Source organism: Pseudomonas sp. B7(2017) (genome assembly GCF_002112745.1).
Taxonomy (GTDB): domain Bacteria; phylum Pseudomonadota; class Gammaproteobacteria; order Pseudomonadales; family Pseudomonadaceae; genus Aquipseudomonas; species Aquipseudomonas ekonensis.
Map to the genome: position 1 here is coordinate 556,609 of NZ_NEIP01000002.1, position 22,834 is coordinate 579,442.

A 22,834-nucleotide genomic window follows, 5' to 3' on the forward strand; every position below is an offset into this window, starting at 1 on the left:
GTGAGACGTAAACTTTTGCTGCTGCTGGAGACCGGACTGGTTCTGGCAGGGCTGCTGATGGGCGCCAGCGCCTGGAAGATCCATTCGGCGCTGGAACAGCCGCTGAACATCACGCAGGAAGAACTGCTGAATGTTCCCAAGGGGTCGACCCCCACCCGCACGTTCCTCGGGCTCGAAGCGGACGGCGTCATCAAGGACGCTTTCTGGCTGCGGGTCTATTGGCGATTCAACCTGGCCGGAACCCCGATTCACAGTGGTGAATACCGCATGCAGCCGGGCATGACCGTCAACGGGCTGATCGAGTTGTGGAAGCGGGGCGATGTGGTTCAGTACAGCCTGACCCTGGTCGAAGGCTGGAACTTCCATCAGGTGCGCGCCGCCTTGGCCAAGGACGAGAAGCTCGAACAGACCCTCAACGGCCTCAGCGACAGCCAGGTGATGGAGAAGATCGGCCATCGCGGCTTGTTCCCGGAAGGCCGTTTCTTCCCGGACACCTACCGTTTCGTGCGTGGCATGAGCGACACCGAACTGCTCAAGAAGGCCTTCGACCGCCTGGACGAAGTGTTGGCCAAGGAGTGGGAGAACCGCTCGGCCGATGCACCTTACACCGAGCCTTACCAGGCGCTGATCATGGCTTCGCTGGTGGAGAAGGAAACCGGCGTGCCTCAGGAGCGCGGCCAGATCGCGGGCGTGTTCGTGCGGCGCATGGCGCTCGGGATGCAGCTGCAGACCGACCCGACCGTGATCTACGGGCTGGGCGACCGCTACACCGGCAAACTGACCCGGGCCCATCTCAAGGAAGCCACGCCGTACAACACCTATGTGATTCCAGGATTGCCGCCGACGCCGATCGCCATGGTCGGACGCGAGGCGATCCATGCCGCCCTCAACCCGGTGGAAGGCAACAGCCTGTATTTTGTCGCCCGGGGCGACGGCAGCCATGTGTTCTCCGACGACCTGGAGGCGCACAACAACGCGGTGCGCGAGTTTCAGCTCAAGCGCCGTGCCGATTACCGCTCCAGCCCTGCGCCGGCCGGCCAGGCCCCGACGCAGGAGACCGCACCGGCAGGCGATGACGTGATCCCCGCCGCCGCGCCCGATGCTGCGCCGGAATCGTTGCCGCCGGTTCCGCCGCAGGAGCCGGCGCCGGCCCCTGAGGCGACCGCTCCGCAAACGACGCAATGAATTTGATGAAGGACTGTCCGTGACTGGCTTGTTTATCACCCTGGAAGGCCCGGAAGGCGCCGGCAAAAGCACCAACCGCGAATACCTCGCCGAGCGGCTGCGCGCCGCCGGCATCGAAGTGGTGCTGACCCGCGAGCCCGGCGGTACGCCGCTGGCCGAACGCATCCGCGAGGTGCTGTTGGCCCCGGCCGACGAAGTCATGAACTCCGACGCCGAACTGCTGCTGGTGTTCGCCGCCCGTGCCCAGCACCTGGCCGAAGTGATCCGTCCGGCGCTGGCCCGGGGAGCGGTGGTGCTGTGCGACCGCTTCACCGATTCGACCTATGCGTACCAGGGCGGCGGCCGTGGTTTGTCGCTGGAGCGCATCGCCGCGCTGGAAAGCTTTGTCCAGGGCGATCTGCGTCCGGACTTCACGTTGGTTTTCGATTTGCCGGTGGACGTCGGTCTGGCCCGGGCCGCTGCCCGTGGCCGGTTGGATCGGTTCGAGCTGGAAGGTCAGGCGTTTTTCGAAGCGGTGCGCGGCGCGTTCCTAAAGCGGGCCGAGGCTGACCCAAAGCGCTATGTGCTGATCGATGCCGCGCAGCCCTTAGCGCAGGTTCAGCAATCCCTCGACGCCTTGCTGCCGCGTCTCCTGGAGCGCAGCCGTGGCTGAAGCCTACCCCTGGCAGGACAGCCTTTGGCAGCAACTGGCCGGACGCAGCCAGCACGCCCACGCCTACTTGCTGCACGGGCCTGCCGGCATCGGCAAGCGGGCGTTGGCCGAACGGCTGATGGCCAGCCTGTTGTGCCAGCGCCCGACACCGGACGCCTGCGGCGAATGCAAATCCTGCCTGCTGCTCAAGGCCGGCAGCCATCCGGACAACTACATCCTGGAGCCGGAGGAGGCCGACAAGGCGATCAAGGTCGACCAGGTGCGCGATCTGGTGAGCTTTGTGGTGCAGACCGCGCAACTGGGCGGGCGCAAGGTGGTGCTGATCGAACCGGTGGAATCGATGAACATCAACGCCGCCAACGCCTTGCTCAAGAGCCTTGAAGAGCCTTCCGGCGATACCGTGCTGCTGTTGGTCAGCCATCAGCCGAGCCGCCTGCTGCCGACGATCAAGAGCCGCTGCGTGCAGCAGGCCTGTCCGCTGCCGGGCGAGGCGATGAGCCTGAATTGGCTGGCCGGCGCCTTGCCGGAATGTTCCGAAGACGAGCGTGTCGAACTGTTGACCCTGGCCGCCGGTTCGCCGCTGGCAGCGGTCACCCTGCACAATCAGGGCGTGCGCGAGCAGCGGGCGCAGGTGGTCGACGGGGTGAAGAAGCTGCTCAAGCAACAGCAATCGCCGATGCAGCTGGCCGAGGAATGGAAGAACATTCCGATGCTGCGCCTGTTCGACTGGTTCTGCGATTGGTCGAACCTGATCCTGCGCTATCAGTTGACCCAGGATGAAACCGGCCTGGGTCTGAGCGACATGCAGAAGGTCGTGCAGTACCTGGCGCAGAAAAGCGCCCAGGGCAAAGTGCTCGACATCCAGGACTGGATCCTGGCCCAGCGCCAGAAGGTGCTGAGCAAGGCCAACCTCAATCCGGCGCTGTTGCTGGAGTCGCTGCTGGTGCAGTGGGCGGGCTTGCCTGCCCAGCGCTGACGCTTGCGAGAGCGCCGCAAAAGCGGCGGTGTGTGCCTAGACTCTGAAGATCAGCAGTGGAGGTCAACATGAATGAACCTGTCAGCCCCGGGCCGCGCAACGGCATCCTTTCCCTGACCATCAAGGACAAGTCGGTGCTGTATGCCGCCTACATGCCGTTCATCAAGAACGGCGGCCTGTTCATCCCGACCAACAAAAGCTATCGGTTGGGCGATGAGGTGTTCATGCTGCTGCACCTGATGGACGAGGCGGAAAAGATACCGGTCGCCGGCAAAGTGGCCTGGATCACCCCCAAAGGGGCGCAAGGCAACCGCGCGGCGGGCGTCGGCGTGCAGTTCAACGATGGCGACAACACCGCCCGCAGTCGCATCGAAACCCATCTGGCCGGAGCCCTGAAGTCCGACCGTCCCACTCATACGATGTAAGTTGCAGTCCTTTTATGCTTGTAGATTCCCATTGCCACCTCGATCGCCTTGACCTCGCCGCCCACGACGGCTCCCTGGATGCCGCACTGGACGCCGCCCGGCAGCGGGGTGTCGGGCACTTCCTGTGCATCGGCATCAGTGCCGACAACGCCGCCGACGTGAAAGCGCTGGCCGAACGCTACGACGACGTCGACTGTTCGGTGGGCGTGCATCCGCTGGACGTCCAGCCGGGCGCGGCGCCGGCGCTGGATTGGCTGTTGCGTGAAGTCGATCACCCCAAGGTGGTGGCCATCGGCGAGACCGGGCTGGACTACCACTACGAACCGGAAGCCGCCGAACTGCAGCAGGAATCCTTCCGCCTTCACCTGCAGACCGCGAAGCAGACCGGCAAGCCGGTGATCATCCATACCCGCGGAGCGCGCGAGGACACCCTGGCGCTGCTGCGCGAGGCGGCGCTGCCCCAGGCCGGCGTGCTGCATTGCTTCACCGAGGATTGGGACATGGCCAAGGCCGCCCTGGACATGGGCTATTACATTTCCCTGTCGGGCATCGTCACGTTCCGCAACGCCGATGCGCTGCGCGATGTGGCCAGCCGGGTGCCGGCGGACCGCCTGCTGGTGGAGACCGACTCGCCGTATCTCGCGCCGATCCCGTACCGGGGCAAGCCGAACCTGCCGCAGTACGTGCGGGAAGTGGCAGAGTTCCTGGCGATGCTGCGGGGCGAGGACTACGAGCGTTTCGCCGCCCAGACCACCGCGAACTTCAGGCGGCTGTTCCCGCTGGCTCACGTAAGCGCCTGAATCGCGGGCAAAAAAAACCCGGGTTCTGGGGGGTGAATCCGGGTTAAGACCATTAGGAGTAAAACAAAGGCACGCGGTCCTTTGGTACCTTTACCGGCGCGGCACTTGGGGGAGATGCCGCCCGACAGTTCAAGTATTGATCAGTCTGGCGTTCAGTCCAGTGGGTCGGCCGGGGTTTTTAAACAAATTTGGAATACGATCGCTTCGGTTGAGTTCTCATTCCCGGGCAAACGTTCGTGAAACGAACGGGAAACACAGATATGGTCGGATGATCCGTGCATTTTTGCGCAAGTTAGGCATAATACGCGGCTTCGTATTTTGACCCCTACAGACCTTTTCTTATGCACAAAGAACCTCGTAAGGTCCGTGAGTTTCGTCGCCGCGAGCAAGAAATTCTCGATACCGCGCTCAAGCTGTTCCTCGAACAAGGTGAAGACAGTGTCACCGTCGAGATGATTGCTGATGCCGTGGGTATCGGCAAAGGCACGATCTACAAGCACTTCAAGTCCAAGGCGGAGATCTACCTGCGCCTGATGCTCGATTACGAGCGGGACCTGAACGCGCTGTTGCATTCGGCCGATGTCGACAAGGACAAGGAAGCCCTGTCCCGTGCCTACTTTGAATTCCGCATGCGCGATCCGCAGCGCTACCGCCTGTTCGACCGGCTGGAAGAAAAAGTGGTCAAGGGCAATCAGGTGCCGGAAATGGTCGAGGAGCTGCACAAGATCCGCGCCTCGAACTTCGAACGTCTGACCCTGCTCATCAAAGGCCGCATCAGCGAAGGCAAGCTGGAGGACGTGCCGCCGTACTTCCACTACTGCGCGTCCTGGGCGCTGGTGCACGGTGCCGTGGCGCTGTATCACTCGCCGTTCTGGAGCAACGTGCTGGAGGACCAGGAAGGTTTCTTCCAGTTCCTGATGGACATCGGCGTGCGCATGGGCAACAAGCGCAAGCGTGACCCTGAAGCGCCGACCAACTGAAGCCATTCAGTTGCCTTATCGCGCCATGTTTTCGCTGCATGGCGCAGTACCACAGGAATATACTCAGGCATAGGGGTTGCTAAAACTTGATTTGTGAGTCAAGTTTTAGCCGCCCGATTTACTGTTGCCGGAGTGATCATGATCGTTGACCGTCAAGGCAGGCGTTTTCGCAATCTGCGGATCAGCCTGACCTCTGCCTGCAATTACGCCTGTACCTACTGCGTGCCGAACGGCAAGCGGCTGGTGGCTGCGCAGGATGAGCTGTCGGCCGAGGCCATGGCGCGCGGCGTGGCCTATCTGATCGAGGCGGCGGGCATCGAGCGTCTGCGCATCACCGGTGGCGAGCCGCTGGTCAGCCCCAAGCTCGAATCCTTCATGGGCGCCGTCGGCCAGATGGGGCTGGAGGACATCAGCCTCACCACCAACGGTCAGTTGCTGGCGAAAAAACTGCCGTTGCTGGTCGACGCCGGCCTGCGGCGGATCAACGTTTCCCTCGATACCCTGGACGCCGGTGCCTTTCGCAGCATCGCCCGTGGCGGCGACCTGGCCACGGTGCTCGACGGCATGGAGCAGGCCGCGGCGGCGGGCCTGAAGATCAAGGTCAACATGGTGCCGTTGCGCGGGCAGAACCTCGATCAGGTGATGCCGCTGCTCGACTACTGCCTGGCGCGGGGTTACGAGCTGCGCTTCATCGAGCTGATGCGCATGGGCCACCTGGCCAACGACACCAATGCCTTCCTGCAGCAGTTCGTCAGCCTGCAGCAGTTGCTCAGCCTGATCGGCGAGCATTACGAGTTCGCCCAGGCCGATGCGCCCATCGATGCCACCGCCGTGCGCTACGGGATTCCCGGCGTCGGTCATTTCGGCGTGATCGCCAATGAAAGCGTGCCGTTCTGCCGGACGTGCTCGCGGTTGCGCCTGTCGTCCACCGGTTGGCTGCATGGCTGCCTGTCGTCGAGCAATCGCCACTATGTCGGCGATCTTCTGGACAAGCCCCGCCACCAGGCGTTGCCGGCGTTGCAACGGTTGCTGGTCAAGGCGCTGGGGGACAAGCAGGAGGTGGCGTTCTCCGGCGGCGCGACGGTGATGAAGATCATCGGTGGCTGAGCCCGCCTCTTTGCGAGCTGTGAGACGCACCGGATGACCGAGCTGGCGCAAAAGCTGCATCCTACGGCCATTCGCCGGTTTTCCGTCACCGGCTTCTGGAGGATGAGGATGCGTAGCCTGGTTTTGCTGCTGGCCGTTCTGGCACTTGGTGGCTGTATGACTGTCAGCGATATGGCGGAGGGCACCCGCTATCAGATGAGCGACGCGGGCCTGCTGGATCACAGTGACAGCCGGCGCGTGAACAACCTGCGCATTCAGCCGGACTCGTTCATCTACATCGCCCAAGGGGCGTTCGCGCCGCCGGGCGGTTCTTACCCGCGCCCGAACGTGGTCGCCGAGGAAGCCTTCAAGGGCTTCGTCGAGTATTTCCCGATGGTGCGCCGCGCCCGTGCGCCGGAAGGCCTGGACCAGGCGATGGGCGAGGCCCGCGAGGCCGGCGCCCACTACCTGCTGTATACCCGTTTCGCCAAGGCCGACAACCGCATCGGCAACTCCGATGAATGGCTCGACGAGGAGGCGGTGGACCGCCTGGGCATCGACAGCGGCGTGATTCAGATCATGTTGATCGAGACCAGCACCCAGTATCTGATCGATACTGCACGGATCAAGAGCCGTGGCGGGTTGCTGACGTTCCACGACAACAAGCCGGAAGACCTGATCGGTCCGCCGCTTGCCCAATATGCGCGCAGCCTGCTGGGCGTGGCCGACCAATAACCAGAGGAATGCGCCATGAGCGGACCGCAAAAGGCCAATGACCTGCTGGGGCAGATCCCCAAGACCCAAGGCTTGCCCCCGGTGCACTTGTGGAATCCGGATTTCTGCGGCGATATCGACATGCGCATCGCCCGGGACGGCACCTGGTTCTACCTGGGCACGCCGATCGGGCGCAAGCCGATGGTCAAACTGTTCTCCACCATCATCCGCCGCGACGGCGATGACTATTTCCTGATCACCCCGGTCGAGAAGGTCGGGATCAAGGTCGACGATGCGCCGTTCGTGGCGATTGCCGTCGAGGCGCAAGGCGAGGGCGAGGCGCAGGTCCTGCGTTTCACCACCAACGTCGACGAGACCGCCGAGGCCGGCGCGGAGCATCCGATCCGTGTGCAGACCGATCCGCTCACGCAAGAGCCTGCGCCGTATGTGCATGTGCGCAGCAACCTGGAAGCGCTGATCCACCGCAACGTGTTCTACCAACTGGTGGAACTGGCGGTCAGCCGCGAAATCGACGGCCTGCGCTGGCTCGGCGTGTGGAGCGGCGGCGAGTTCTTCCCCATCGGCCTGGAACCCTGATGTTCATGCATCATCTGCAGGAGCCAGTAGGCTGGCTCCTGCAGGTTTTTTGCGTGGGATCGAATAATCCGATTTGACTCCCAATCGTATGATGATTAGCGTGGGCACCCATCGCAAATGGCGTTGAGGTGTCCATGTCCAGCAGCTTTCATGCGTCAACGGTCGATTGGCTCGGCGGATGGATCGCGGCCGGCCATGTGCAGCCGGGGCAGGCCATCAAGGTCGAGGCCGATCTGGGCGAGCAGCTCGGCGTCAGCCGCACCGTCATCCGCGAAGCCATCAAGACCCTGGTCGCCAAAGGCATGCTTGAGGTCGGGCCGAAAGTCGGCACCCGGGTGTTGCCGGTGCGGCGCTGGAACCTGTTCGATCCGCAGGTGGTGGGCTGGCTGTCGCGCAACGGGCTGCCGGAGAATTTCGTCGACGACCTTCTGGACCTGCGCCGCACCATCGAGCCGATGGCGGTGCGCTGGGCCTGCGAGCGGGCCACGGCCGAACAGCTGCACGCCGTGCAACTGGCCTACAACGCGCTGGAACGGGCGGTGGACGGCGGCCTCGATTACAACCGCGCCGACCAGGCCTTTCACGAATGCATCCTCGCCGCGAGCCACAACCAGTTCATCGAACAGATGGTGCCGGCCCTCGGCGCGTTGCTGGCGGTGTCCTTCGAGGTGTCCGCCGCCGACCCCAATGAGCTGCGCCGCACGTTGCCGATCCACAAAGACATGGCCGACGCCATTGCCGCCCGTGACGCCGCGCGGGGCGTCTGGGCCTGCATGACGTTGATCGACGACGCGGATCTGGCGATCAAGCGTCATTACCCGCAGGTGATGGCCGACAGACAACAGGGCTGACCGCAGCGCAGCCCTTGTGGAAGCGAGCCCGCTTGCGACGGCGGATTCTCGGCCGACACAGAAGCGACTGACACACCGCCATCCCCAGCCAACACAGACGATCGAAGGAGGTTGCATGACGTGGACCGCAGTGACCCAGCACCGGGCGCACCTGGGCGAAGGCCCGTTCTGGGATGCGCCGACCCAGGCGCTGTATTGGGTGGACATCGCCGGCCGCCAGGCCTTGCGGCTGATCGGCCACAACGTGCAGATCTGGCAGATGCCGGAGCACGTGTCGGCGTTCATTCCCTGCGCCAGCGGCGATGCGCTGGTGACCCTGAGCAGCGGCGTGTACCGCCTGGACCTCGACTCGCCGGGCCTTGAGCCCAAGCTGACGCTGTTCTGCGTCGCCGACCCGCAGCCCGGCAACCGGCCCAACGAGGCCCGCTGCGATGCCTTGGGCCGGCTGTGGCTGGGCACCATGCAGAACAACATCGGCGAACAGGGCGAGGACTTGCCCATCGTGCGGCGCTCCGGCGGGCTGTTCCGCATCGATCCGGACAAGCGCGTCACGCCTCTGCTGCGCGGCCTGGGGATCCCCAATACGCTGCTGTGGCGCGACGGCGGCACCACGCTGCTGTTCGGCGACAGCCTCGACGGCACGCTTTACCGCTACTTCGTCCATACCGACGGCAACCTCGACACCGCCTACATCTGGTACGGCCCCGGCCAGCACCAGGGCAAGCACGGCGGGCCGGACGGCTCGGCGATGGACGTCGACGGCTACGTGTGGAACGCCCGCTGGGACGGCGGTTGCCTGCTGCGCCTGACCCCGGACGGCCAAGTGGACCGCCGGATCGAACTGCCGGTCAGCCGGCCGACCAGTTGCGTGTTCGGCGGCGAAGACATGAAAACCCTGTACATCACCAGTGCCAAGAGCCCGCGCAACCACCCGCTGGACGGCGCGGTGCTGTCGATGCGGGTGGATATCGCCGGCGTGGCTTGCACCCGCTTTGCTGGGTGATTCCCACAATATGGGATGCAAAATTATATATTGAGATTATTTGGCGGTCGGGTTTATAGTCGGCCCCAGCAGTGACACGCACTCACACTCAAAAAGAACAAAACAGGTGAAGTGATGCAGCCAATCTCCCTTGCACTCCCCAGTGGAGCCGGCGCTTCGGGCCGTTTCGGTGCCGTCGCGTCCATGCGCCTGTTTGTTCCAGAAGCCTTCCGTACCGGACATCGTCAGATGTCCGGTTTTTTTTGCGCTTTGAAACAGGAGTCCTGATCCATGGCTGAACCCCTTTCCCTGCCGCCGGTGCCTGAACCGCCGAAAGGCGAGCGCCTGAAGAACAAGGTCGTGCTGCTCACCGGTGCCGCCCAGGGCATCGGCGAGGCGATCGTCGCCGCGTTCGCTTCGCAGCAGGCCCGGCTGGTGATCAGCGATATCCAGGCCGAGAAAGTCGAGAAGGTCGCCGCCCATTGGCGCGGGCAGGGCGCCGACGTTCAGGCGGTCAGGGCTGACGTGTCCTCCCAGCAGGACCTGCACGCCATGGCCGAACTGGCCGTGGGCCTGCACGGGCGCATCGACGTATTGGTCAACTGCGCCGGCGTCAACGTGTTCCGCGACCCGCTGCAGATGACCGAAGAGGACTGGAAACGCTGCTTCGCCATCGACCTGGACGGCGCCTGGTACGGCTGCAAGGCTGTGCTGCCGCAGATGATCGAGCAGGGCGTCGGCAGCATCATCAACATCGCCTCGACCCATTCGACGAACATCATTCCCGGCTGCTTTCCGTACCCCGTGGCCAAGCACGGCCTGCTCGGACTGACCCGCGCCCTGGGCATCGAGTACGCGCCCAAGGGCATCCGGGTCAACGCCATCGCGCCGGGCTACATCGAAACCCAGCTCAACGTCGACTACTGGAACGGCTTCGACGACCCCCATGCCGAACGCCAGCGCGCCTTCGACCTGCACCCGCCGCGCCGCATCGGCCAGCCCATCGAGGTGGCGATGACGGCGGTGTTCCTGGCCAGCGACGAAGCGCCGTTCATCAACGCCTCGTGCATCACCATCGATGGCGGCCGTTCGGTGCTGTACCACGACTGACGCAATGGCGTTTGGGGCGGATCAGTCCGTCTGAAATTCAATCATCATACGATATGACTATTGTCGGTACGGAGGGAGGGCGGCTTCGCCGCTTGGCAGGCGCAAGCGCCCTCGCCGCCAAGACTTAACGCTTTCGAACAACGCTCAAGAAAAACAACAAGGAGTCTGCTCATGAAACGTCGTTACGGAATCCGCAATTTGTGCAGTGCCGCGCTGGCGACCGCTGCGTTCAGCCTCAGCGGCTCGCTGCTGGCCGCCGACCCGGTGAAGATCGGCTTTCTGGTCAAGCAGGCGGAAGAGCCCTGGTTCCAGACCGAATGGGCCTTCGCCGAAAAGGCCGCCAAGGACAAAGGCTTCGAGCTCATCAAGATCGCTGTGCCGGACGGCGAGAAAACCCTCTCGGCCATCGACAGCCTGGCCGCCAACGGCGCCCAGGGCTTTGTGATCTGCCCGCCGGATGTGTCCCTGGGCCCGGCGATCATGGCCAAGGCCAAGCTCAACGACCTGAAGGTGATCGCCGTGGACGACCGCTTCGTCGACGCCAGCGGCAAGTTCATGGAGGACGTGCCGTACCTGGGCATGGCCGCGTTCGAGGTGGGCCAGAAGCAGGGCGCCGCCATGGCCGCCGAAGCCAAGAAGCGCAACTGGGACTGGAAAGACACCTACGCGGTGATCAACACCTACAACGAGCTCGACACCGGCAAGAAGCGCACCGACGGTTCGGTCAAGGCGCTGGAGGATGCCGGCATGCCGAAGGCCAACATTCTGTTCTCGGCGCTCAAGACCCTCGATGTTCCGGGCAGCATGGACGCCACCAACTCGGCCCTGGTGAAGCTGCCGGGCGCGGCGAAGAACCTGATCATCGGCGGCATGAACGACAACACCGTGCTGGGCGGCGTGCGCGCCACCGAAGCGGCCGGGTTCGCGGCCGGCAATGTGATCGGCATCGGCATCAACGGCACCGACGCCATCGGTGAGCTGAAAAAGCCCGCCAGCGGTTTCCACGGCTCCATGCTGCCCAGCCCGCACATCGAGGGCTACAACACCGCGAGCATGATGTACGAGTGGGTCACCACCGGCAAAGAGCCGCCCAAGTACACCGCGATGGATGACGTCACCCTGATCACCCGCGACAACTTCAAGCAAGAGCTGGAAAAGATCGGCCTGTGGAACTGAAGACTGTCCGGACGGTGTGAAGAGGTGGCTTTATGCACGCGCAAGAACAGACACACGAACACGAACCGCCTTCTACCGGCGGCAGCCTGCGCTTCAACGGGATCGGCAAGACCTTTCCCGGCGTGAAGGCGCTGGACGGCATCAGCTTCGTCGCCCGGCCGGGGCAGGTGCACGCCCTGATGGGCGAGAACGGTGCCGGCAAATCGACGTTGCTGAAGATCCTCGGCGGCGCCTACCTGCCCAGCAGCGGCGAGCTGCAGATCGGCGAGCGGACGATGGCGTTCCGCTCCACCGCCGACAGCATCGCCAGCGGCGTGGCGGTGATCCACCAGGAGCTGCATCTGGTGCCGGAGATGACCGTGGCCGAGAACTTGTTTCTCGGTCACCTGCCGGCGCGCTTCGGCCTGGTGGACCGCGGCGCGTTGCGCCGTCAGGCCTTGGCCTGCCTCAAGGGCCTGGCCGATGAGATCGACCCGCAGACCAAGGTCGGACGCCTGTCCCTGGGCCAGCGGCAATTGGTGGAGATCGCCAAGGCGCTGTCCCGGGGCGCCCACGTGATTGCCTTCGACGAACCGACCAGCAGCCTCTCGGCCCGGGAAATCGAGCGTCTGATGGCGATCATCGGGCGCCTGCGCGACGAGGGCAAAGTGGTGCTGTACGTCTCCCACCGCATGGAGGAGGTGTTCCGCCTCTGCGACGCGGTGACGGTGTTCAAGGACGGCCGCTACGTGTGCACCTTCGAGGACATGAGCCAACTGACCCATGACCGCCTGGTGACCTGCATGGTCGGGCGCGACATCCAGGACATCTACGACTACCGCAGCCGGCCCCGGGGTGCTGTGGCGCTCAAGGTCGACGGCCTGCTCGGGCCGGGCCTGCGCGAACCGGTCAGCTTCGAGGCGCACAAGGGCGAAGTCCTCGGCCTGTTCGGGCTGGTCGGCGCGGGGCGCACGGAGCTGCTGCGCCTGCTCAGCGGCCTGTCGCGCAACAGCGCCGGACGCCTGCTGCTGCGCGGCCATGAACTGAAGCTGCGCTCGCCCCGCGACGCCATCGCCGCCGGGATCCTGCTGTGCCCGGAGGACCGCAAGAAGGAAGGCATCATCCCGCTGGCCAGCGTCGCCGAGAACATCAACATCAGCGCCCGCGGCGCCCACTCCGGCCTCGGCTGCCTGCTGCGCGGGGTCTGGGAGCGGGGCAACGCCGACCAGCAGATCAAGGCGCTGAAGGTAAAGACGCCCCACGCCGGGCAGCCGATCAAGTTCCTCTCCGGCGGCAACCAGCAGAAGGCGATCCTCGGCCGCTGGCTGTCGATGCCGATGAAGGTGCTGCTGCTCGACGAGCCCACCCGCGGCATTGACATCGGCGCCAAGGCCGAGATCTACCAAATCATCCACGACCTGGCCGCCGGCGGCATTTCGGTGATTGTGGTGTCCAGCGACCTGATGGAAGTGATGGGCATTTCCGACCGCATCCTGGTGCTGTGCGAAGGCGCCGTGCGCGGCGAGGTCAGCCGCGACCAGGCCAACGAATCCAACCTGCTGCAACTGGCTCTGCCGCGCCAACGCGCCGGCGCGGCGAACTGAGAGGTGAACATGATGACGACTCAAAACGAAACCTTGCCGACGCCGCGCAAGCCCATGGACCTGCGGCGCTTTCTCGACGACTGGGTGATGCTGCTGGCGGCCGTCGGCATTTTCGTCGCCTGCACGCTGCTGATCGACAACTTCCTGTCGCCGCTGAACATGCGCGGGCTGGGGCTGGCGATCTCCACCACCGGGATCGCCGCCTGCACCATGCTGTATTGCCTGGCGTCGGGGCACTTCGACCTGTCGGTGGGCTCGGTGATCGCCTGTGCCGGCGTGGTGGCGGCGGTGGTGATGCGCGACACCGACAGCGTGCTGCTCGGCGTCGGCGCGGCGCTGGCGATGGGGCTGATCGTCGGGCTGATCAACGGGATCGTGATCGCCAAGCTTCGGGTCAATGCGCTGATCACCACGCTGGCGACCATGCAGATCGTCCGGGGCCTGGCCTACATCTTCGCCAACGGCAAAGCGGTGGGCGTGTCCCGGGAATCGTTCTTCGTGTTCGGCAACGGGCAGATGTTCGGCGTGCCGGTGCCCATCGTGATCACCGTGTTGTGCTTCCTGTTCTTCGGCTGGCTGCTCAACTGCACCACCTACGGACGCAACACCATGGCCATCGGCGGCAACCAGGAAGCGGCGCTGCTGGCGGGGGTGAACGTCGACCGCACCAAGATCATCATCTTCGCCGTGCACGGGGTGATCGGCGCGCTGGCCGGGGTCATCCTCGCCTCGCGCATGACCTCCGGCCAGCCGATGATCGGCCAGGGTTTCGAGCTGACGGTGATTTCCGCCTGCGTGCTGGGCGGGGTCTCGCTGAGCGGCGGGATCGGCATGATCCGGCACGTGATCGCCGGGGTGCTGATCCTGGCGATCATCGAGAACGCGATGAACCTGAAGAACATCGACACGTTCTACCAGTACGTGATCCGCGGCTCGATCCTGCTATTGGCGGTGGTCATCGACCGGCTCAAGCAGCGCTGACCGGCAGCGCCTGAACCGACGCCATCGCCAGCAGGCTGGCTCCCACCTCGTTTTGCGGTGAACGCAAACCCTGCATTCAGCCGAGAACCCTGTGGGAGCGGGCTTGCCCGCGATGGCGTCAGCCCAGGCACCGCGCAGTCGCAAAGGGTGGGAGCCAGCTTGCTGGCGATGGCGTAGGCCCAAGCACCTCAAGATCCGCAGAAGAAACTCATCCCGCCTTGCGCAAGGCCTCGATCAGTTCCTGCTTGCGCATCGTGGAGCGGCCCGGAATGGCCTTTGCCCGCGCTTCTTTCCTCAGGCTCTCGACCGTTTGGGTGTTGCGCGAAGCCCGGCTGTCGCGCGGGTGGCCTTCACGGCTGGCGGCCGCCCGCCGCGCTGATTCCTCACGGTCCCTGGCCTTGGCCGGCGCCGGTTTCTTGCGGCCCGAGCCGCCGGCCTTCTCGCCGCCGCCGGACTGCTTGTTCACCGTCGCCCAGGCGCGGGCTTCGGCTTCGTCCTTCGGCACGCCTTTGTGTTCGTAGCTCTCTTCGATGTGCTGCGCCTTGCGCTTTTGCTCGGCGGTGTATTTGGCTTTGCTTCCACGGGGCATGGGGTGTTCCTCCTACGGGTTGCCGCTGCCGGAGCCCGGCAGGGCGTCGGGCGTCTTGCCGCTGCCGGGGGCGGGGTCGGCAGGCGGGACGGGATTGCCGGGTGTGCCACCCTGGCGCCCCGGATCGTTGCCCTGGGTGCGGGGGTCGATGCCGGTGGCCGGCGGCAGGGCGTTTTCCACGCCCGAACCATCGGTGTTCATGCCGGGGGCACTTTGGATGGCGGGCGCCTTGGGCCGCTCGACCGGATCGGTGGGGCCGGTGCCGGCGGCGGTGACCGTGGCGGCGAAGGCCGCCGGGCAGAGCGCGGCGGTGAGCAATAGGGCAGTCAGCCTTGACGCAATCATGGCGAGTCTCCAGTGATGGATGTCCTTACCTGTCGTTGGTCTGCTGCTGCCGCGCCGAGGTGCCCGGCCGGTGACGAACGGTCTAGGCCGTTTGTGCCCAGCGCGCCCGTGACCGTCGCCACAGCAGGCGGGCGACGGTGATCAGCCAGTTCAGCGCCGCCACCGCCAGAACCGTCAGCAGCAGGGCCGGCATGCCCCGCTCGACGATAATCTTGCCCGCCAGCAGCGGAAAGCCGAACACGCCGATGAAGTACGCCAGGCTGAACAGCAGCAACGCCTGCGGCATGGTGCCCGGCGGCGCTTCGTTGGCCGCCAGGCCGTTGATCACCGAATAGGTGAGGCCGTAGCCGACGCCCAGCATCAGCGCCGCCAGCAGGTAAGCGGCGCCGCTGTGCACACCGAAGGCGAACAGCACGATCGAGCCCAGCATCAGCCCCGACAACAGGCACGACGCCCGCAGCGGATCGCGCTTGACCACCCACCCCGCGATCAGCAGGCGGCTGCTGATGGCCGCGCTCATGAAGCCGATGAAGAACAGCGAGTAATCCAGCGAGCGGCCGGCGGCGTAGCTGGTCTGGAAGCTCGACAGGCCGCCGAACACCGCGCCGCCCAGCCCGACCATGATGATCGGCAGCACCGCCCGGGAACCCAGCACCTGTGCCGTCGCGCGCCAGGAAATGCGCGCGGCCGATGTCGCCTGGCTGCCGTTGAGCCGTGCGCCGAGGCGCCAGAACAGCCCTGCGCCGATCAGGCTCGCCGCCGCCGCGAGGACGAACGCCGACGTCACTGGCCAATCCAGCGCGGTGGCCGCACGGCCGAGCAGCGGGCCGCTGCCGATCCCGGTCATCATGCTGCCGGACAGCAGGGCGAAATACTTCGCCCGTTGCGTCGGGCTCACCAGGCTGGCGACGATGATCGGCCCCAGCGTGTAGAACACCCCCCAGCCCAGCCCCAGCAGCAGGCCGAAAAACAGCAGCAGCGAACCGAACCCCGGCGTCAGCGCAAACCCCAGGCTCGCCGCCGCCAGCAGCAGGCCGAACAGCGCAATGGAGCGCGCCGCGCCCAGCCAGTCGGACAGGTGCCCGGACACCAGAACCGCCGCAAAGGTGCTGAGCATCGCCGCACTGATCACGCTTCCGGCGTCGTGTTCGTTGCCGCCGCGGGAACCGATCAGCAGCGACAGCAGAAACGTCGCGCCGTAGGACAGCGACAGCAGATAGCTGGCCAGGCAAAACAGGCCGAACAGCCTGCCCGGAACCTTGGGTGTTGCGTGAGGCATGACGCGTTTCCTTCAGCCGACAGAAATGAGCGTCCCCTATCTACCATGCCGGGCGGGCGGGTTAGGTCAAAGGTTGGTGGAGTCAGGATCGGCGCCGGGCGGAGTAACCGTCAGGCGATGCCGATCTCTTCCTTGAACTGCTCCATGAATTGCTTCAGGCGCTGATGGCGCAGTTGCGCGTGGCGCTGGCCGGCCACGGTGCGGAAACCGGCGGCCAGGTGCAGCAGCTTGGTCTGGAAGTGGTCGAGGCAGAAGCGGCGGTCGTCGTACTCCCGGTCTTTGGCTTCGGGGTCGAGCGGATCGTACAGCGCGCTGCCCATGCGCCCGGCGGTGTAGAACGTGCGGGCGACGCCGAGCATGCCCAGCGAATCGAGCCGGTCGGCGTCCTGCAGGATCCTGGCCTCCAGCGTCAGCGGCTCGATGCCGGCGGAAAAGCTGTGGGCCTCGATGGCGTGACGCACGGCGTCGATCTCGGCTTGGGGCCACTCCAGCGTCGTCAAGACCGTTGCGGCCTTCGCCGCCGCCAGCCGCGATGCCTGCGAGCGCAGTGGCGAATTCTTCTCTACCGCCACGCAGTCGTGCAGCAGCACCGCCGCCAGCAGCACCGGCAGATCTCCGCCTTCCTCTGCCTGCAGGGCCCGCGCGTTGTGCCATACCCGCTGCAGGTGCGACAGGTCGTGGGCGCCGTCTTCCGAGGGTTCCAGGGCGTGGGGCAGCAGTTGGGCGGCGAGCGGGGCCAATGGGGAAAAGGCGAGGTTGTTCATGGGCGTTGTGTCCGGCATGCGAAGATCCTGTGGGAGCCAGCTTGCTGGCGATGGCGTCAGTCCAGGCGGCGCCTGGCTGGCCGGATAGGGTAGTGCGTGCATCGCCATGTGACGAGCGCTGCGCGCCGCCGTAGTATGGCGCTTTTCCATTTCCGACAAGGCCCGTCCATGACGATCGAGATCCGCCCGGCGACCCCCAGCGATGCACCGCAAATCCTCGCGTTCATCACGGAACTCGCCGATTTCGAAAAGGCCCGCCACGAAGTCATCGCCAGCGTCGCCGACATCGAGCGCAGCCTGTTCAGCGAAGGCGCCACCGCCCACGGCCTGATCTGCCTGCGCGACGGCCTGCCCATCGGGTTCGCGGTGTTCTTCTTTAGCTATTCGACCTGGCTCGGCAGCAACTGCCTGTACCTCGAAGACCTCTACATCACCCCGGAGCAGCGCGGCGGCGGCGCCGGCAAGACCCTGCTGCGCCACCTCGCCAAGATCGCCTGCGCCAACGACTGCGGCCGCTTCGAGTGGAGCGTGCTGGACTGGAACACCCCGGCCATCGAATTCTACAAATCCCTCGGCGCCCAGCCGCAGGAAGAGTGGGTGCGCTACCGCATGGACGGCAAGGTGCTGCGGGAGTTTGCCGAGGGCTGAAAAAAGGCGGGCGATTCAGGGTTCGCCTGATTGTCCGCACGCTTCCCGTCCGGCATCCTGTGCGCCTTTTTTTGCGCGCTCACGGACGACACCTGCAATGCCTTCGGCACTCTTTCTCCACGCCCGTGGAGCCTTCGCTGCGTCAATGAGTGACCGGCGATGAGCGGACTACGGGCGTCCATGCGTCTGTACGGCCTGGTGAAAAACCTCGGCTCTACCGACAACCCCCGTCGGCAGGCGGTGGACATTCTCTGCACCGTCAACCGCACGGGCGGCAACGCCATCCGCGCCTTCGTGTCGCGCCTCGACGCCGAACTGATGGCGCGCAGCGCGGGGCTGGAGGGCTACCGCGTGATACCGCTGCGCACCTTCGACCCGAATGCGTTCATCGGCGCCCATTGCGGCTGGCTGATCCTTCACGTGTGCTGCGGCTTCACCGCCCCGGCCGGGCAAGCGATGCTGCATGAAGGCACGCTGTCGCCGATGGGCTGGTATGTCTACCTCGAAGCCGGGCGCTGGACGGAAGGGCACTACCTGGAGCTCGGCCCGCAAATGGCCGGACTGCTGCAAGACACTTACCGGTCGCACGGTTTGCGCCACTACAACGATTGGCTCAACGAACTCGACGACGCCACGCCAGCGGAGTTGGCCTGGCAGGCCGACCAAGCCTGGCAGCGCGCGCAGACCGTCATCGCCCACGACGGCCGAGGGCATCGCCACGGCTTGTTCGACCCCACCGACAACCGCTGGCGCTTCGCCGCGACCGACATTGATATCCATCAGCCTCACCCGGAACCCTTGAAGCAAGGAGCTTTGAATTGAGTGGAAAACCCGCCGCCCGCGTCTCAGACCCGACCGCGTGCCCTTTGCCTGGCCATGGCAACAACCCGATCGTCTCCGGCTCCCCTAACGTGTTCTTCGACGGCCTCCCGGCCGCGCGCATGACCGACAAATCCGCTTGCGGCAGCCCGATCACCGGCGGCGTCTCCGCCACCGTATTCATCAACGGCCTGAACGCCGCGACGCTCGACAGCACCGGAGGCCACGGCAATGTCGTGGTGGGCGGTTCCGGGACGGTGATCATCGGGCAGAGCGGGGGAGGGGCGGCGTTCAGTGGGTTGTTGCCGATGCCGGTGCATTTCAATGACCGGATGCAGGTGGTCAATGAAATCACCGGCGAACCAATGCCAAATCACCCTTATGCGATTCAGCGTGGTGATGGGAGCGTAGAGCACGGCGTAACGAATGAGGCGGGCTTCACCCATATGGTGAGTTCGCATCTGCGTGAAACCATCAAGTTGTTTGTGGAGTAGGAAACTATGGCAGCTGAAAATCCTGCGCTTAAAGGGTGTCAAAGGCTGGTCGTGGCCCATGACTTGACTTGCAAAACTGATGGGACTGTAAAGCAGGCGACGGTTGCTCCCAAGAAAATTGTCCTCTTTTTCGTGGGCGGTGCTGGAGATAAAGAAAGCTATTATGGTACAGGGCCGAATAATAACGTTGCCGATGTGCAAAAAATATTTGTGAAGAATATGGATGCTGAGGGGCTTTGCGCAGATAACTATGATGCGCATCATATTGGCTATAACTATTTTTTTAATGATGAAGACCTGAAAAGTAATGTGCTAGATAAGATTGCTGATATGACGACTCCCGTATACATAGTTGGGCATAGCCTTGGGGGCTGGAATGGTGCACATTTGTCCGCTGTTTTGACGGATAGGGGGTATCGAGTTTCGTTTTTAGCCACACTTGATCCAGTAGGTGAAGGAAAGATTGTGTGGGGGATATCCAATATCTATCGTCAGGAGCCGAAGCCGAAGGCCGAGTACTGGGTAAATGTCAGGGCCGACGCGAAAAACTGGAACTTTTCTGATCTGGTGGCTGATTTCGGGGAGCAATGGGATATGAAAAGCGGGCCCAATATGAACGGAAGGGTAGATGTAAATCACGCCGATGCTGGGTATATATATACAAGGGCACTGCCGAGTGGGAAATCGGCTAGAGATGTTTTGATGCAGTCTGTTGTCAAACATTTTAAAGGAAGACAGTGTGCGTAATTTTATATTGTTTGTTGCTCTGTTGCTTAGCTCGTCCTGTGCCATGAATCATGGGAAGCCTATTGCTAACCTAAAATATCTCGGGGTGGATCGCTATCTGGATAGGAATATATATCAGGTAAGATTCGCTTCTGATGTTGATGTTGTTGATTTATTCACATCGAAAATAAGTCAGGCTTTAATCTGTTCGTTTGGAGATGATTTGGACTTTTCGGTTTCTCATGCCATGGATAGTTATGGGGAAGGATCTATAGAGTCGATAGTTTCAAGTAAAAGTCCGGAGTTTAGGGCTGATGTATTGTTTTTCGAGAGGAAGGATGCTACCAGCGAGAAAGTCCTAGATAGTGAAGGGTTGAAATCACGTTTGCTGGGGAGAGAGTTTCTTGTTTGTAAGGTAAGGATAAACTCCTACTCCTATAAGGTGTACTTGTCAGAGGAAATGAGATTGCCGGTGGCCGACCTTCTGAGAGAGGTCGAGAAGTTCAAATAGGTAATCCTGATGTGAAGATCAAATTTTCAATACTTTTCTTGATGCTTTGTGCATCTTGTGTAAAAAAAATCAAGCTCCCTGAGTCGCGCATAGAGTTTATTTCCGTGGCGGAGATTAAAGGCAGTCCTTTTCTTGATCTTCACTTCAGTTCGAAGACCGACCTGTTGATGTTCTTTAAGTCAAATACCGGCGAGGATCAATTGGGAGAAGCGCTGATCTGCTCTTTGGATCAGAATGTTCCCTTTGAGAGGAGGCAGGATTTGCCGCGTTACCTTGAGGGTGAAATGGTTGAGGTCGGTGGCACTGCGCCAGGGCCGGATGGGAAGCATATTTACTCCGCTCGCCTCTTTGCCATGCAAACACCGGATGGCGGAATATCGAGCACTTTCATTCCCAAGGCTCAACTGCTGGAAGTATTGAGGGGGCAGGATTTATTGGCTTGCAGGGTTTTTACTTCCTCTTACTCATATGGCGGTTATTACTCGAATTCAATGAATGTTCCGGCAGTTGAGGTTGTGCGCGCCATTGAGTGAAGGAATGGTCGGTAAAGAGATTGTTTTTGGGTGACGTGCAGCCATGAACTCACCCTAAGGATGAAACCCGCCTGATTCTTCCCAACTCCCCTGCACCCACCCATCCAGCGCTTGTCGCCCCGCCCCGGCCTTCCCCTCGCTGAAGCCAGGGCAGCGCAGAGCAGCAGCGTTTTCAGCGGATGTCCCATTTCTTTCTTCCTTGATCCGTCGGGCAGTCGTGCCGCAGGCGCGCATTCTAGAGCGTTGGCGCAGGCCTGCGCGTCATATTTGTGTCGTCCCAGAATATGGGATTGATATTTATATATTGAGATTTTGAAGCGCCCAGGTTTATAGTCCAGCCCACTCACTGCCAAAAACAAAACAGGTGAAGCGATGCTGGCGCAATTGATCGCCCTCGATTGGGGGACGACCTCCCTACGTGCTTACAAACTCGGGCCGGACGGCCAGGTGCTGGAGCAGCGGTCGCTGTCGTTCGGGATTATGCAGTTGCCGAAGACGGCGCGGGTCATCCATGGCCGCGAATGCGTCGACGGTTTTGAACTGGCGTTCGACGAGGCCTGCGGCGACTGGCTCGATGCGCAGCCCGGCCTGCCGGTGATCGCCTGCGGCATGGTCGGCAGCGCCCAGGGCTGGCGCGAGGCGGCCTACCGCGAGACGCCGGCCGACGTCGCCGACCTCGGCCATTCCCTGCAGGTGGTGCGCAGCCAGCGCGGTGTCGATGTGCACATCGTGCCGGGCGTGATCCAGCGTTCGCGCCTGCCGAACGTGATGCGCGGCGAGGAGACCCAAGTCCTCGGCGCGCTGCAGAACCTGGCGCCGGGGGCGGGCGGCGATCTGTTGATCGGCCTGCCGGGCAGCCATTCGAAATGGGTGGAGGTGGCCGAAGGCTGCATCACCCGGTTCGACACTTTCATGACCGGCGAAGTGTTCGCCGTGCTCAGCGAGCACAGCATCCTCGGGCGGACCCAGCAGCTCGGCGCGGCCTTCGACGGCCAGGCGTTCGACCGGGGCGTGCAGGTGGCGTTGTCGGCGGAGGGTGAGATCGGCGTGTTGTCCACCCTGTTCAGTGCCCGCAGCCTGGGCCTCACCGGCGAACTCAGCGCCACCGCGCAACCTGACTATCTGTCCGGCCTGCTGATCGGCCATGAGCTGGCGGCCCTCGCCCAGGTGCAGCGGCAGCGGCGCCACAGCGTGCACCTTCCTGCGATCGTCCTCATCGGCAACGGCGCCTTGTGCGCCCGCTACGGTCGAGCCCTCGACGCCTGCGGCTTCGCCCGCGTGACGCTGGCCGAGCAGGCCACCGAGCGCGGCTTGTGGCAACTGGCGCTGGCCGCCGGACTGATCGTTTCCCCATCCCGTTAACCCCCGACTGGAGGCCAGACATGCTCAAGCAAGCATTGGCGCAAAACGGTCTGATCGCGATCCTGCGCGGCCTGCATCCGCAGGAAGCGGCCGCGATCGGACACGTCCTGTATGCGGCCGGATTTCGCGTCATCGAAGTGCCGCTCAATTCCCCTGCGCCGTACGAAAGCATCCGCATCTTGCGTCAGGCGTTGCCCGCCGACTGCCTGATCGGCGCCGGCACGGTGCTGACCCCGGAGCAGGTGGAGCAGGTCAAGGAGGCCGGCGGCCAGGTGATCGTCATGCCCCACAGCGACGCCAAAGTCCTGCGGGCGGCGAAGGCGGCAGGGCTGTACCTGTCGCCGGGCGTGGCCACGCCGACCGAAGCCTTCGCGGCGCTGGAGGAGGGCGCGGACATTCTCAAGCTGTTCCCGGCCGAACAGATGGGGCCTGCGGTGGTGAAAGCCTGGCTGGCGGTGCTGCCCGTCGGGACGGTGCTGGCGCCGGTCGGCGGCGTCACCCCGGACAACATGCAAGCGTTCTTCGAGGCCGGCGCCAAAGGCTTCGGCCTCGGTTCCGGCCTGTTCAAGCCCGGCATGACCCCGGAGCAGGTGGCGGCCAGCGCCAAGGCCTACGTCGCTGCCTGGAACGCCCTGCGCTAAGCATTCGGCTCATCTACAAGAGAGA

27 protein-coding genes are annotated in these 22,834 nt (G+C 63.6%); 23 read left to right on the forward strand and 4 right to left on the reverse strand.

Annotated features, from left to right (window positions below; genetic code table 11):
* The 15 genes from mltG to araH all read left to right on the forward strand — a co-directional run bounded on the left by mltG (position 1) and on the right by araH (position 14,098).
* On the forward strand, positions 1 to 1,185 hold the full coding sequence (mltG, locus tag CAG29_RS06050; protein WP_085578116.1) for an endolytic transglycosylase MltG: 1,185 nt from the start codon (positions 1 to 3) through the stop codon (positions 1,183 to 1,185).
* A gap of 19 nt (positions 1,186 to 1,204) precedes the next feature.
* Positions 1,205 to 1,837, forward strand: a complete 633-nt coding sequence (gene tmk / locus CAG29_RS06055; RefSeq protein ID WP_085578115.1) for a dTMP kinase — start codon at positions 1,205 to 1,207, stop codon at positions 1,835 to 1,837.
* Entirely contained in the window at positions 1,830 to 2,813 is a 984-nt protein-coding gene (locus CAG29_RS06060; protein WP_085578114.1) for a DNA polymerase III subunit delta', read from the forward strand. The genes tmk and CAG29_RS06060 overlap by 8 nt, the downstream gene beginning before the upstream one ends.
* Positions 2,814 to 2,881: 68 nt before the next feature.
* Positions 2,882 to 3,238 (forward strand): PilZ domain-containing protein, encoded by a 357-nt coding sequence (locus CAG29_RS06065; RefSeq protein ID WP_085578113.1) that lies wholly within the window; start codon positions 2,882 to 2,884, stop codon positions 3,236 to 3,238.
* A 14-nt stretch (positions 3,239 to 3,252) separates the two neighbouring features.
* Complete coding sequence (locus tag CAG29_RS06070) at positions 3,253 to 4,038, forward strand: TatD family hydrolase (protein ID WP_085693975.1); 786 nt, start codon at positions 3,253 to 3,255, stop codon at positions 4,036 to 4,038.
* Between the two features lie 341 nt (positions 4,039 to 4,379).
* Positions 4,380 to 5,018, forward strand: a complete 639-nt coding sequence (locus tag CAG29_RS06075; protein ID WP_085578111.1) for a TetR/AcrR family transcriptional regulator — start codon at positions 4,380 to 4,382, stop codon at positions 5,016 to 5,018.
* 138 nt (positions 5,019 to 5,156) lie between these two features.
* Entirely contained in the window at positions 5,157 to 6,125 is a 969-nt protein-coding gene (locus CAG29_RS06080; RefSeq protein ID WP_085578110.1) for a GTP 3',8-cyclase MoaA, read from the forward strand.
* A 108-nt stretch (positions 6,126 to 6,233) separates the two neighbouring features.
* A complete protein-coding gene (locus CAG29_RS06085) occupies positions 6,234 to 6,839 on the forward strand; it encodes a DUF4823 domain-containing protein (RefSeq protein ID WP_085578109.1) in 606 nt (201 codons plus the stop codon).
* A gap of 15 nt (positions 6,840 to 6,854) precedes the next feature.
* Positions 6,855 to 7,415, forward strand: a complete 561-nt coding sequence (locus CAG29_RS06090; RefSeq protein WP_085693978.1) for a DUF1285 domain-containing protein — start codon at positions 6,855 to 6,857, stop codon at positions 7,413 to 7,415.
* Between the two features lie 134 nt (positions 7,416 to 7,549).
* Positions 7,550 to 8,266: a FadR/GntR family transcriptional regulator gene (locus tag CAG29_RS06095; protein WP_085578107.1), complete on the forward strand. Its 717-nt coding sequence runs from the start codon at positions 7,550 to 7,552 to the stop codon at positions 8,264 to 8,266.
* Positions 8,267 to 8,381: 115 nt separating this feature from the next.
* The gene (locus CAG29_RS06100; RefSeq protein ID WP_085693980.1) at positions 8,382 to 9,269 is read left to right on the forward strand and encodes an SMP-30/gluconolactonase/LRE family protein; all 888 of its coding nucleotides are present in this window, start codon (positions 8,382 to 8,384) and stop codon (positions 9,267 to 9,269) included.
* A gap of 270 nt (positions 9,270 to 9,539) precedes the next feature.
* Positions 9,540 to 10,358: an SDR family oxidoreductase gene (locus CAG29_RS06105; protein WP_085636735.1), complete on the forward strand. Its 819-nt coding sequence runs from the start codon at positions 9,540 to 9,542 to the stop codon at positions 10,356 to 10,358.
* Positions 10,359 to 10,529: 171 nt separating this feature from the next.
* Positions 10,530 to 11,534 (forward strand): substrate-binding domain-containing protein, encoded by a 1,005-nt coding sequence (locus CAG29_RS06110; protein WP_085578104.1) that lies wholly within the window; start codon positions 10,530 to 10,532, stop codon positions 11,532 to 11,534.
* Positions 11,535 to 11,566: 32 nt separating this feature from the next.
* Entirely contained in the window at positions 11,567 to 13,117 is a 1,551-nt protein-coding gene (araG, locus tag CAG29_RS06115; RefSeq protein WP_085629701.1) for an L-arabinose ABC transporter ATP-binding protein AraG, read from the forward strand.
* 12 nt (positions 13,118 to 13,129) lie between these two features.
* Positions 13,130 to 14,098 carry an L-arabinose ABC transporter permease AraH gene (gene araH / locus CAG29_RS06120; RefSeq protein ID WP_085578286.1) on the forward strand — a complete coding sequence of 323 codons (969 nt, stop codon included), beginning with the start codon at positions 13,130 to 13,132 and terminating at the stop codon, positions 14,096 to 14,098.
* Between the two features lie 208 nt (positions 14,099 to 14,306).
* Here araH and CAG29_RS06125 read toward each other — a convergent pair whose 3' ends face one another.
* From CAG29_RS06125 to CAG29_RS06140, 4 genes are all read right to left on the reverse strand, one after another.
* Entirely contained in the window at positions 14,307 to 14,687 is a 381-nt protein-coding gene (locus CAG29_RS06125) for a Rho termination factor N-terminal domain-containing protein (protein WP_085629703.1), read from the reverse strand.
* Positions 14,688 to 14,699: 12 nt separating this feature from the next.
* Complete coding sequence (locus CAG29_RS06130; protein ID WP_085578101.1) at positions 14,700 to 15,032, reverse strand: hypothetical protein; 333 nt, start codon at positions 15,030 to 15,032, stop codon at positions 14,700 to 14,702.
* An 82-nt stretch (positions 15,033 to 15,114) separates the two neighbouring features.
* Complete coding sequence (locus tag CAG29_RS06135) at positions 15,115 to 16,311, reverse strand: MFS transporter (protein WP_085578100.1); 1,197 nt, start codon at positions 16,309 to 16,311, stop codon at positions 15,115 to 15,117.
* 110 nt (positions 16,312 to 16,421) lie between these two features.
* On the reverse strand, positions 16,422 to 17,075 hold the full coding sequence (locus tag CAG29_RS06140) for an HD domain-containing protein (RefSeq protein ID WP_085578099.1): 654 nt from the start codon (positions 17,073 to 17,075) through the stop codon (positions 16,422 to 16,424).
* Positions 17,076 to 17,243: 168 nt separating this feature from the next.
* Here CAG29_RS06140 and CAG29_RS06145 point away from each other — a divergent pair, with 168 nt between their 5' ends.
* The 8 genes from CAG29_RS06145 (at position 17,244) to CAG29_RS06180 (ending at position 22,809) form a co-directional block, all read left to right on the forward strand.
* Entirely contained in the window at positions 17,244 to 17,723 is a 480-nt protein-coding gene (locus tag CAG29_RS06145) for a GNAT family N-acetyltransferase (protein WP_041475599.1), read from the forward strand.
* 159 nt (positions 17,724 to 17,882) lie between these two features.
* Complete coding sequence (locus CAG29_RS06150; protein WP_085578098.1) at positions 17,883 to 18,545, forward strand: hypothetical protein; 663 nt, start codon at positions 17,883 to 17,885, stop codon at positions 18,543 to 18,545.
* Complete coding sequence (locus CAG29_RS06155; RefSeq protein WP_085629709.1) at positions 18,542 to 19,036, forward strand: PAAR domain-containing protein; 495 nt, start codon at positions 18,542 to 18,544, stop codon at positions 19,034 to 19,036. Before CAG29_RS06150 ends, CAG29_RS06155 begins: the two co-directional genes overlap by 4 nt.
* A gap of 6 nt (positions 19,037 to 19,042) precedes the next feature.
* Complete coding sequence (locus CAG29_RS06160; RefSeq protein ID WP_085693982.1) at positions 19,043 to 19,783, forward strand: alpha/beta fold hydrolase; 741 nt, start codon at positions 19,043 to 19,045, stop codon at positions 19,781 to 19,783.
* On the forward strand, positions 19,776 to 20,273 hold the full coding sequence (locus tag CAG29_RS28115) for a hypothetical protein (protein WP_139831475.1): 498 nt from the start codon (positions 19,776 to 19,778) through the stop codon (positions 20,271 to 20,273). The genes CAG29_RS06160 and CAG29_RS28115 overlap by 8 nt, the downstream gene beginning before the upstream one ends.
* A gap of 11 nt (positions 20,274 to 20,284) precedes the next feature.
* Positions 20,285 to 20,806 (forward strand): hypothetical protein, encoded by a 522-nt coding sequence (locus CAG29_RS06170; RefSeq protein ID WP_085629715.1) that lies wholly within the window; start codon positions 20,285 to 20,287, stop codon positions 20,804 to 20,806.
* Positions 20,807 to 21,178: 372 nt separating this feature from the next.
* Positions 21,179 to 22,168 carry a 2-dehydro-3-deoxygalactonokinase gene (locus CAG29_RS06175; protein ID WP_085636740.1) on the forward strand — a complete coding sequence of 330 codons (990 nt, stop codon included), beginning with the start codon at positions 21,179 to 21,181 and terminating at the stop codon, positions 22,166 to 22,168.
* Positions 22,169 to 22,188: 20 nt separating this feature from the next.
* The gene (locus tag CAG29_RS06180) at positions 22,189 to 22,809 is read left to right on the forward strand and encodes a 2-dehydro-3-deoxy-6-phosphogalactonate aldolase (protein WP_085629719.1); all 621 of its coding nucleotides are present in this window, start codon (positions 22,189 to 22,191) and stop codon (positions 22,807 to 22,809) included.
* The last annotated feature ends 25 nt before the right edge of the window (positions 22,810 to 22,834 follow it).

Bases quoted from the DNA above. Each gene is read 5' to 3' on its own strand.
- CAG29_RS06175 (WP_085636740.1), top strand. From the start codon at position 21,179: ATGCTGGCGCAATTGATCGCCCTCGATTGGGGGACGACCTCCCTACGT.
- CAG29_RS06090 (WP_085693978.1), top strand. From the start codon at position 6,855: ATGAGCGGACCGCAAAAGGCCAATGACCTGCTGGGGCAGATCCCCAAG.
- araG (WP_085629701.1), top strand. From the start codon at position 11,567: ATGCACGCGCAAGAACAGACACACGAACACGAACCGCCTTCTACCGGC.
- CAG29_RS06145 (WP_041475599.1), top strand. From the start codon at position 17,244: ATGACGATCGAGATCCGCCCGGCGACCCCCAGCGATGCACCGCAAATC.
- CAG29_RS06105 (WP_085636735.1), top strand. From the start codon at position 9,540: ATGGCTGAACCCCTTTCCCTGCCGCCGGTGCCTGAACCGCCGAAAGGC.
- CAG29_RS06080 (WP_085578110.1), top strand. From the start codon at position 5,157: ATGATCGTTGACCGTCAAGGCAGGCGTTTTCGCAATCTGCGGATCAGC.
- CAG29_RS06095 (WP_085578107.1), top strand. From the start codon at position 7,550: ATGTCCAGCAGCTTTCATGCGTCAACGGTCGATTGGCTCGGCGGATGG.
- CAG29_RS06160 (WP_085693982.1), top strand. From the start codon at position 19,043: ATGGCAGCTGAAAATCCTGCGCTTAAAGGGTGTCAAAGGCTGGTCGTG.
- CAG29_RS06150 (WP_085578098.1), top strand. From the start codon at position 17,883: ATGAGCGGACTACGGGCGTCCATGCGTCTGTACGGCCTGGTGAAAAAC.
- CAG29_RS06065 (WP_085578113.1), top strand. From the start codon at position 2,882: ATGAATGAACCTGTCAGCCCCGGGCCGCGCAACGGCATCCTTTCCCTG.
- araH (WP_085578286.1), top strand. From the start codon at position 13,130: ATGACGACTCAAAACGAAACCTTGCCGACGCCGCGCAAGCCCATGGAC.
- CAG29_RS06135 (WP_085578100.1), bottom strand. From the start codon at position 16,311: ATGCCTCACGCAACACCCAAGGTTCCGGGCAGGCTGTTCGGCCTGTTT.
- CAG29_RS06125 (WP_085629703.1), bottom strand. From the start codon at position 14,687: ATGCCCCGTGGAAGCAAAGCCAAATACACCGCCGAGCAAAAGCGCAAG.
- CAG29_RS06070 (WP_085693975.1), top strand. From the start codon at position 3,253: ATGCTTGTAGATTCCCATTGCCACCTCGATCGCCTTGACCTCGCCGCC.
- CAG29_RS06130 (WP_085578101.1), bottom strand. From the start codon at position 15,032: ATGATTGCGTCAAGGCTGACTGCCCTATTGCTCACCGCCGCGCTCTGC.
- CAG29_RS06140 (WP_085578099.1), bottom strand. From the start codon at position 17,075: ATGAACAACCTCGCCTTTTCCCCATTGGCCCCGCTCGCCGCCCAACTG.
- CAG29_RS06100 (WP_085693980.1), top strand. From the start codon at position 8,382: ATGACGTGGACCGCAGTGACCCAGCACCGGGCGCACCTGGGCGAAGGC.
- CAG29_RS06180 (WP_085629719.1), top strand. From the start codon at position 22,189: ATGCTCAAGCAAGCATTGGCGCAAAACGGTCTGATCGCGATCCTGCGC.
- CAG29_RS06110 (WP_085578104.1), top strand. From the start codon at position 10,530: ATGAAACGTCGTTACGGAATCCGCAATTTGTGCAGTGCCGCGCTGGCG.
- CAG29_RS06075 (WP_085578111.1), top strand. From the start codon at position 4,380: ATGCACAAAGAACCTCGTAAGGTCCGTGAGTTTCGTCGCCGCGAGCAA.
- CAG29_RS06085 (WP_085578109.1), top strand. From the start codon at position 6,234: ATGCGTAGCCTGGTTTTGCTGCTGGCCGTTCTGGCACTTGGTGGCTGT.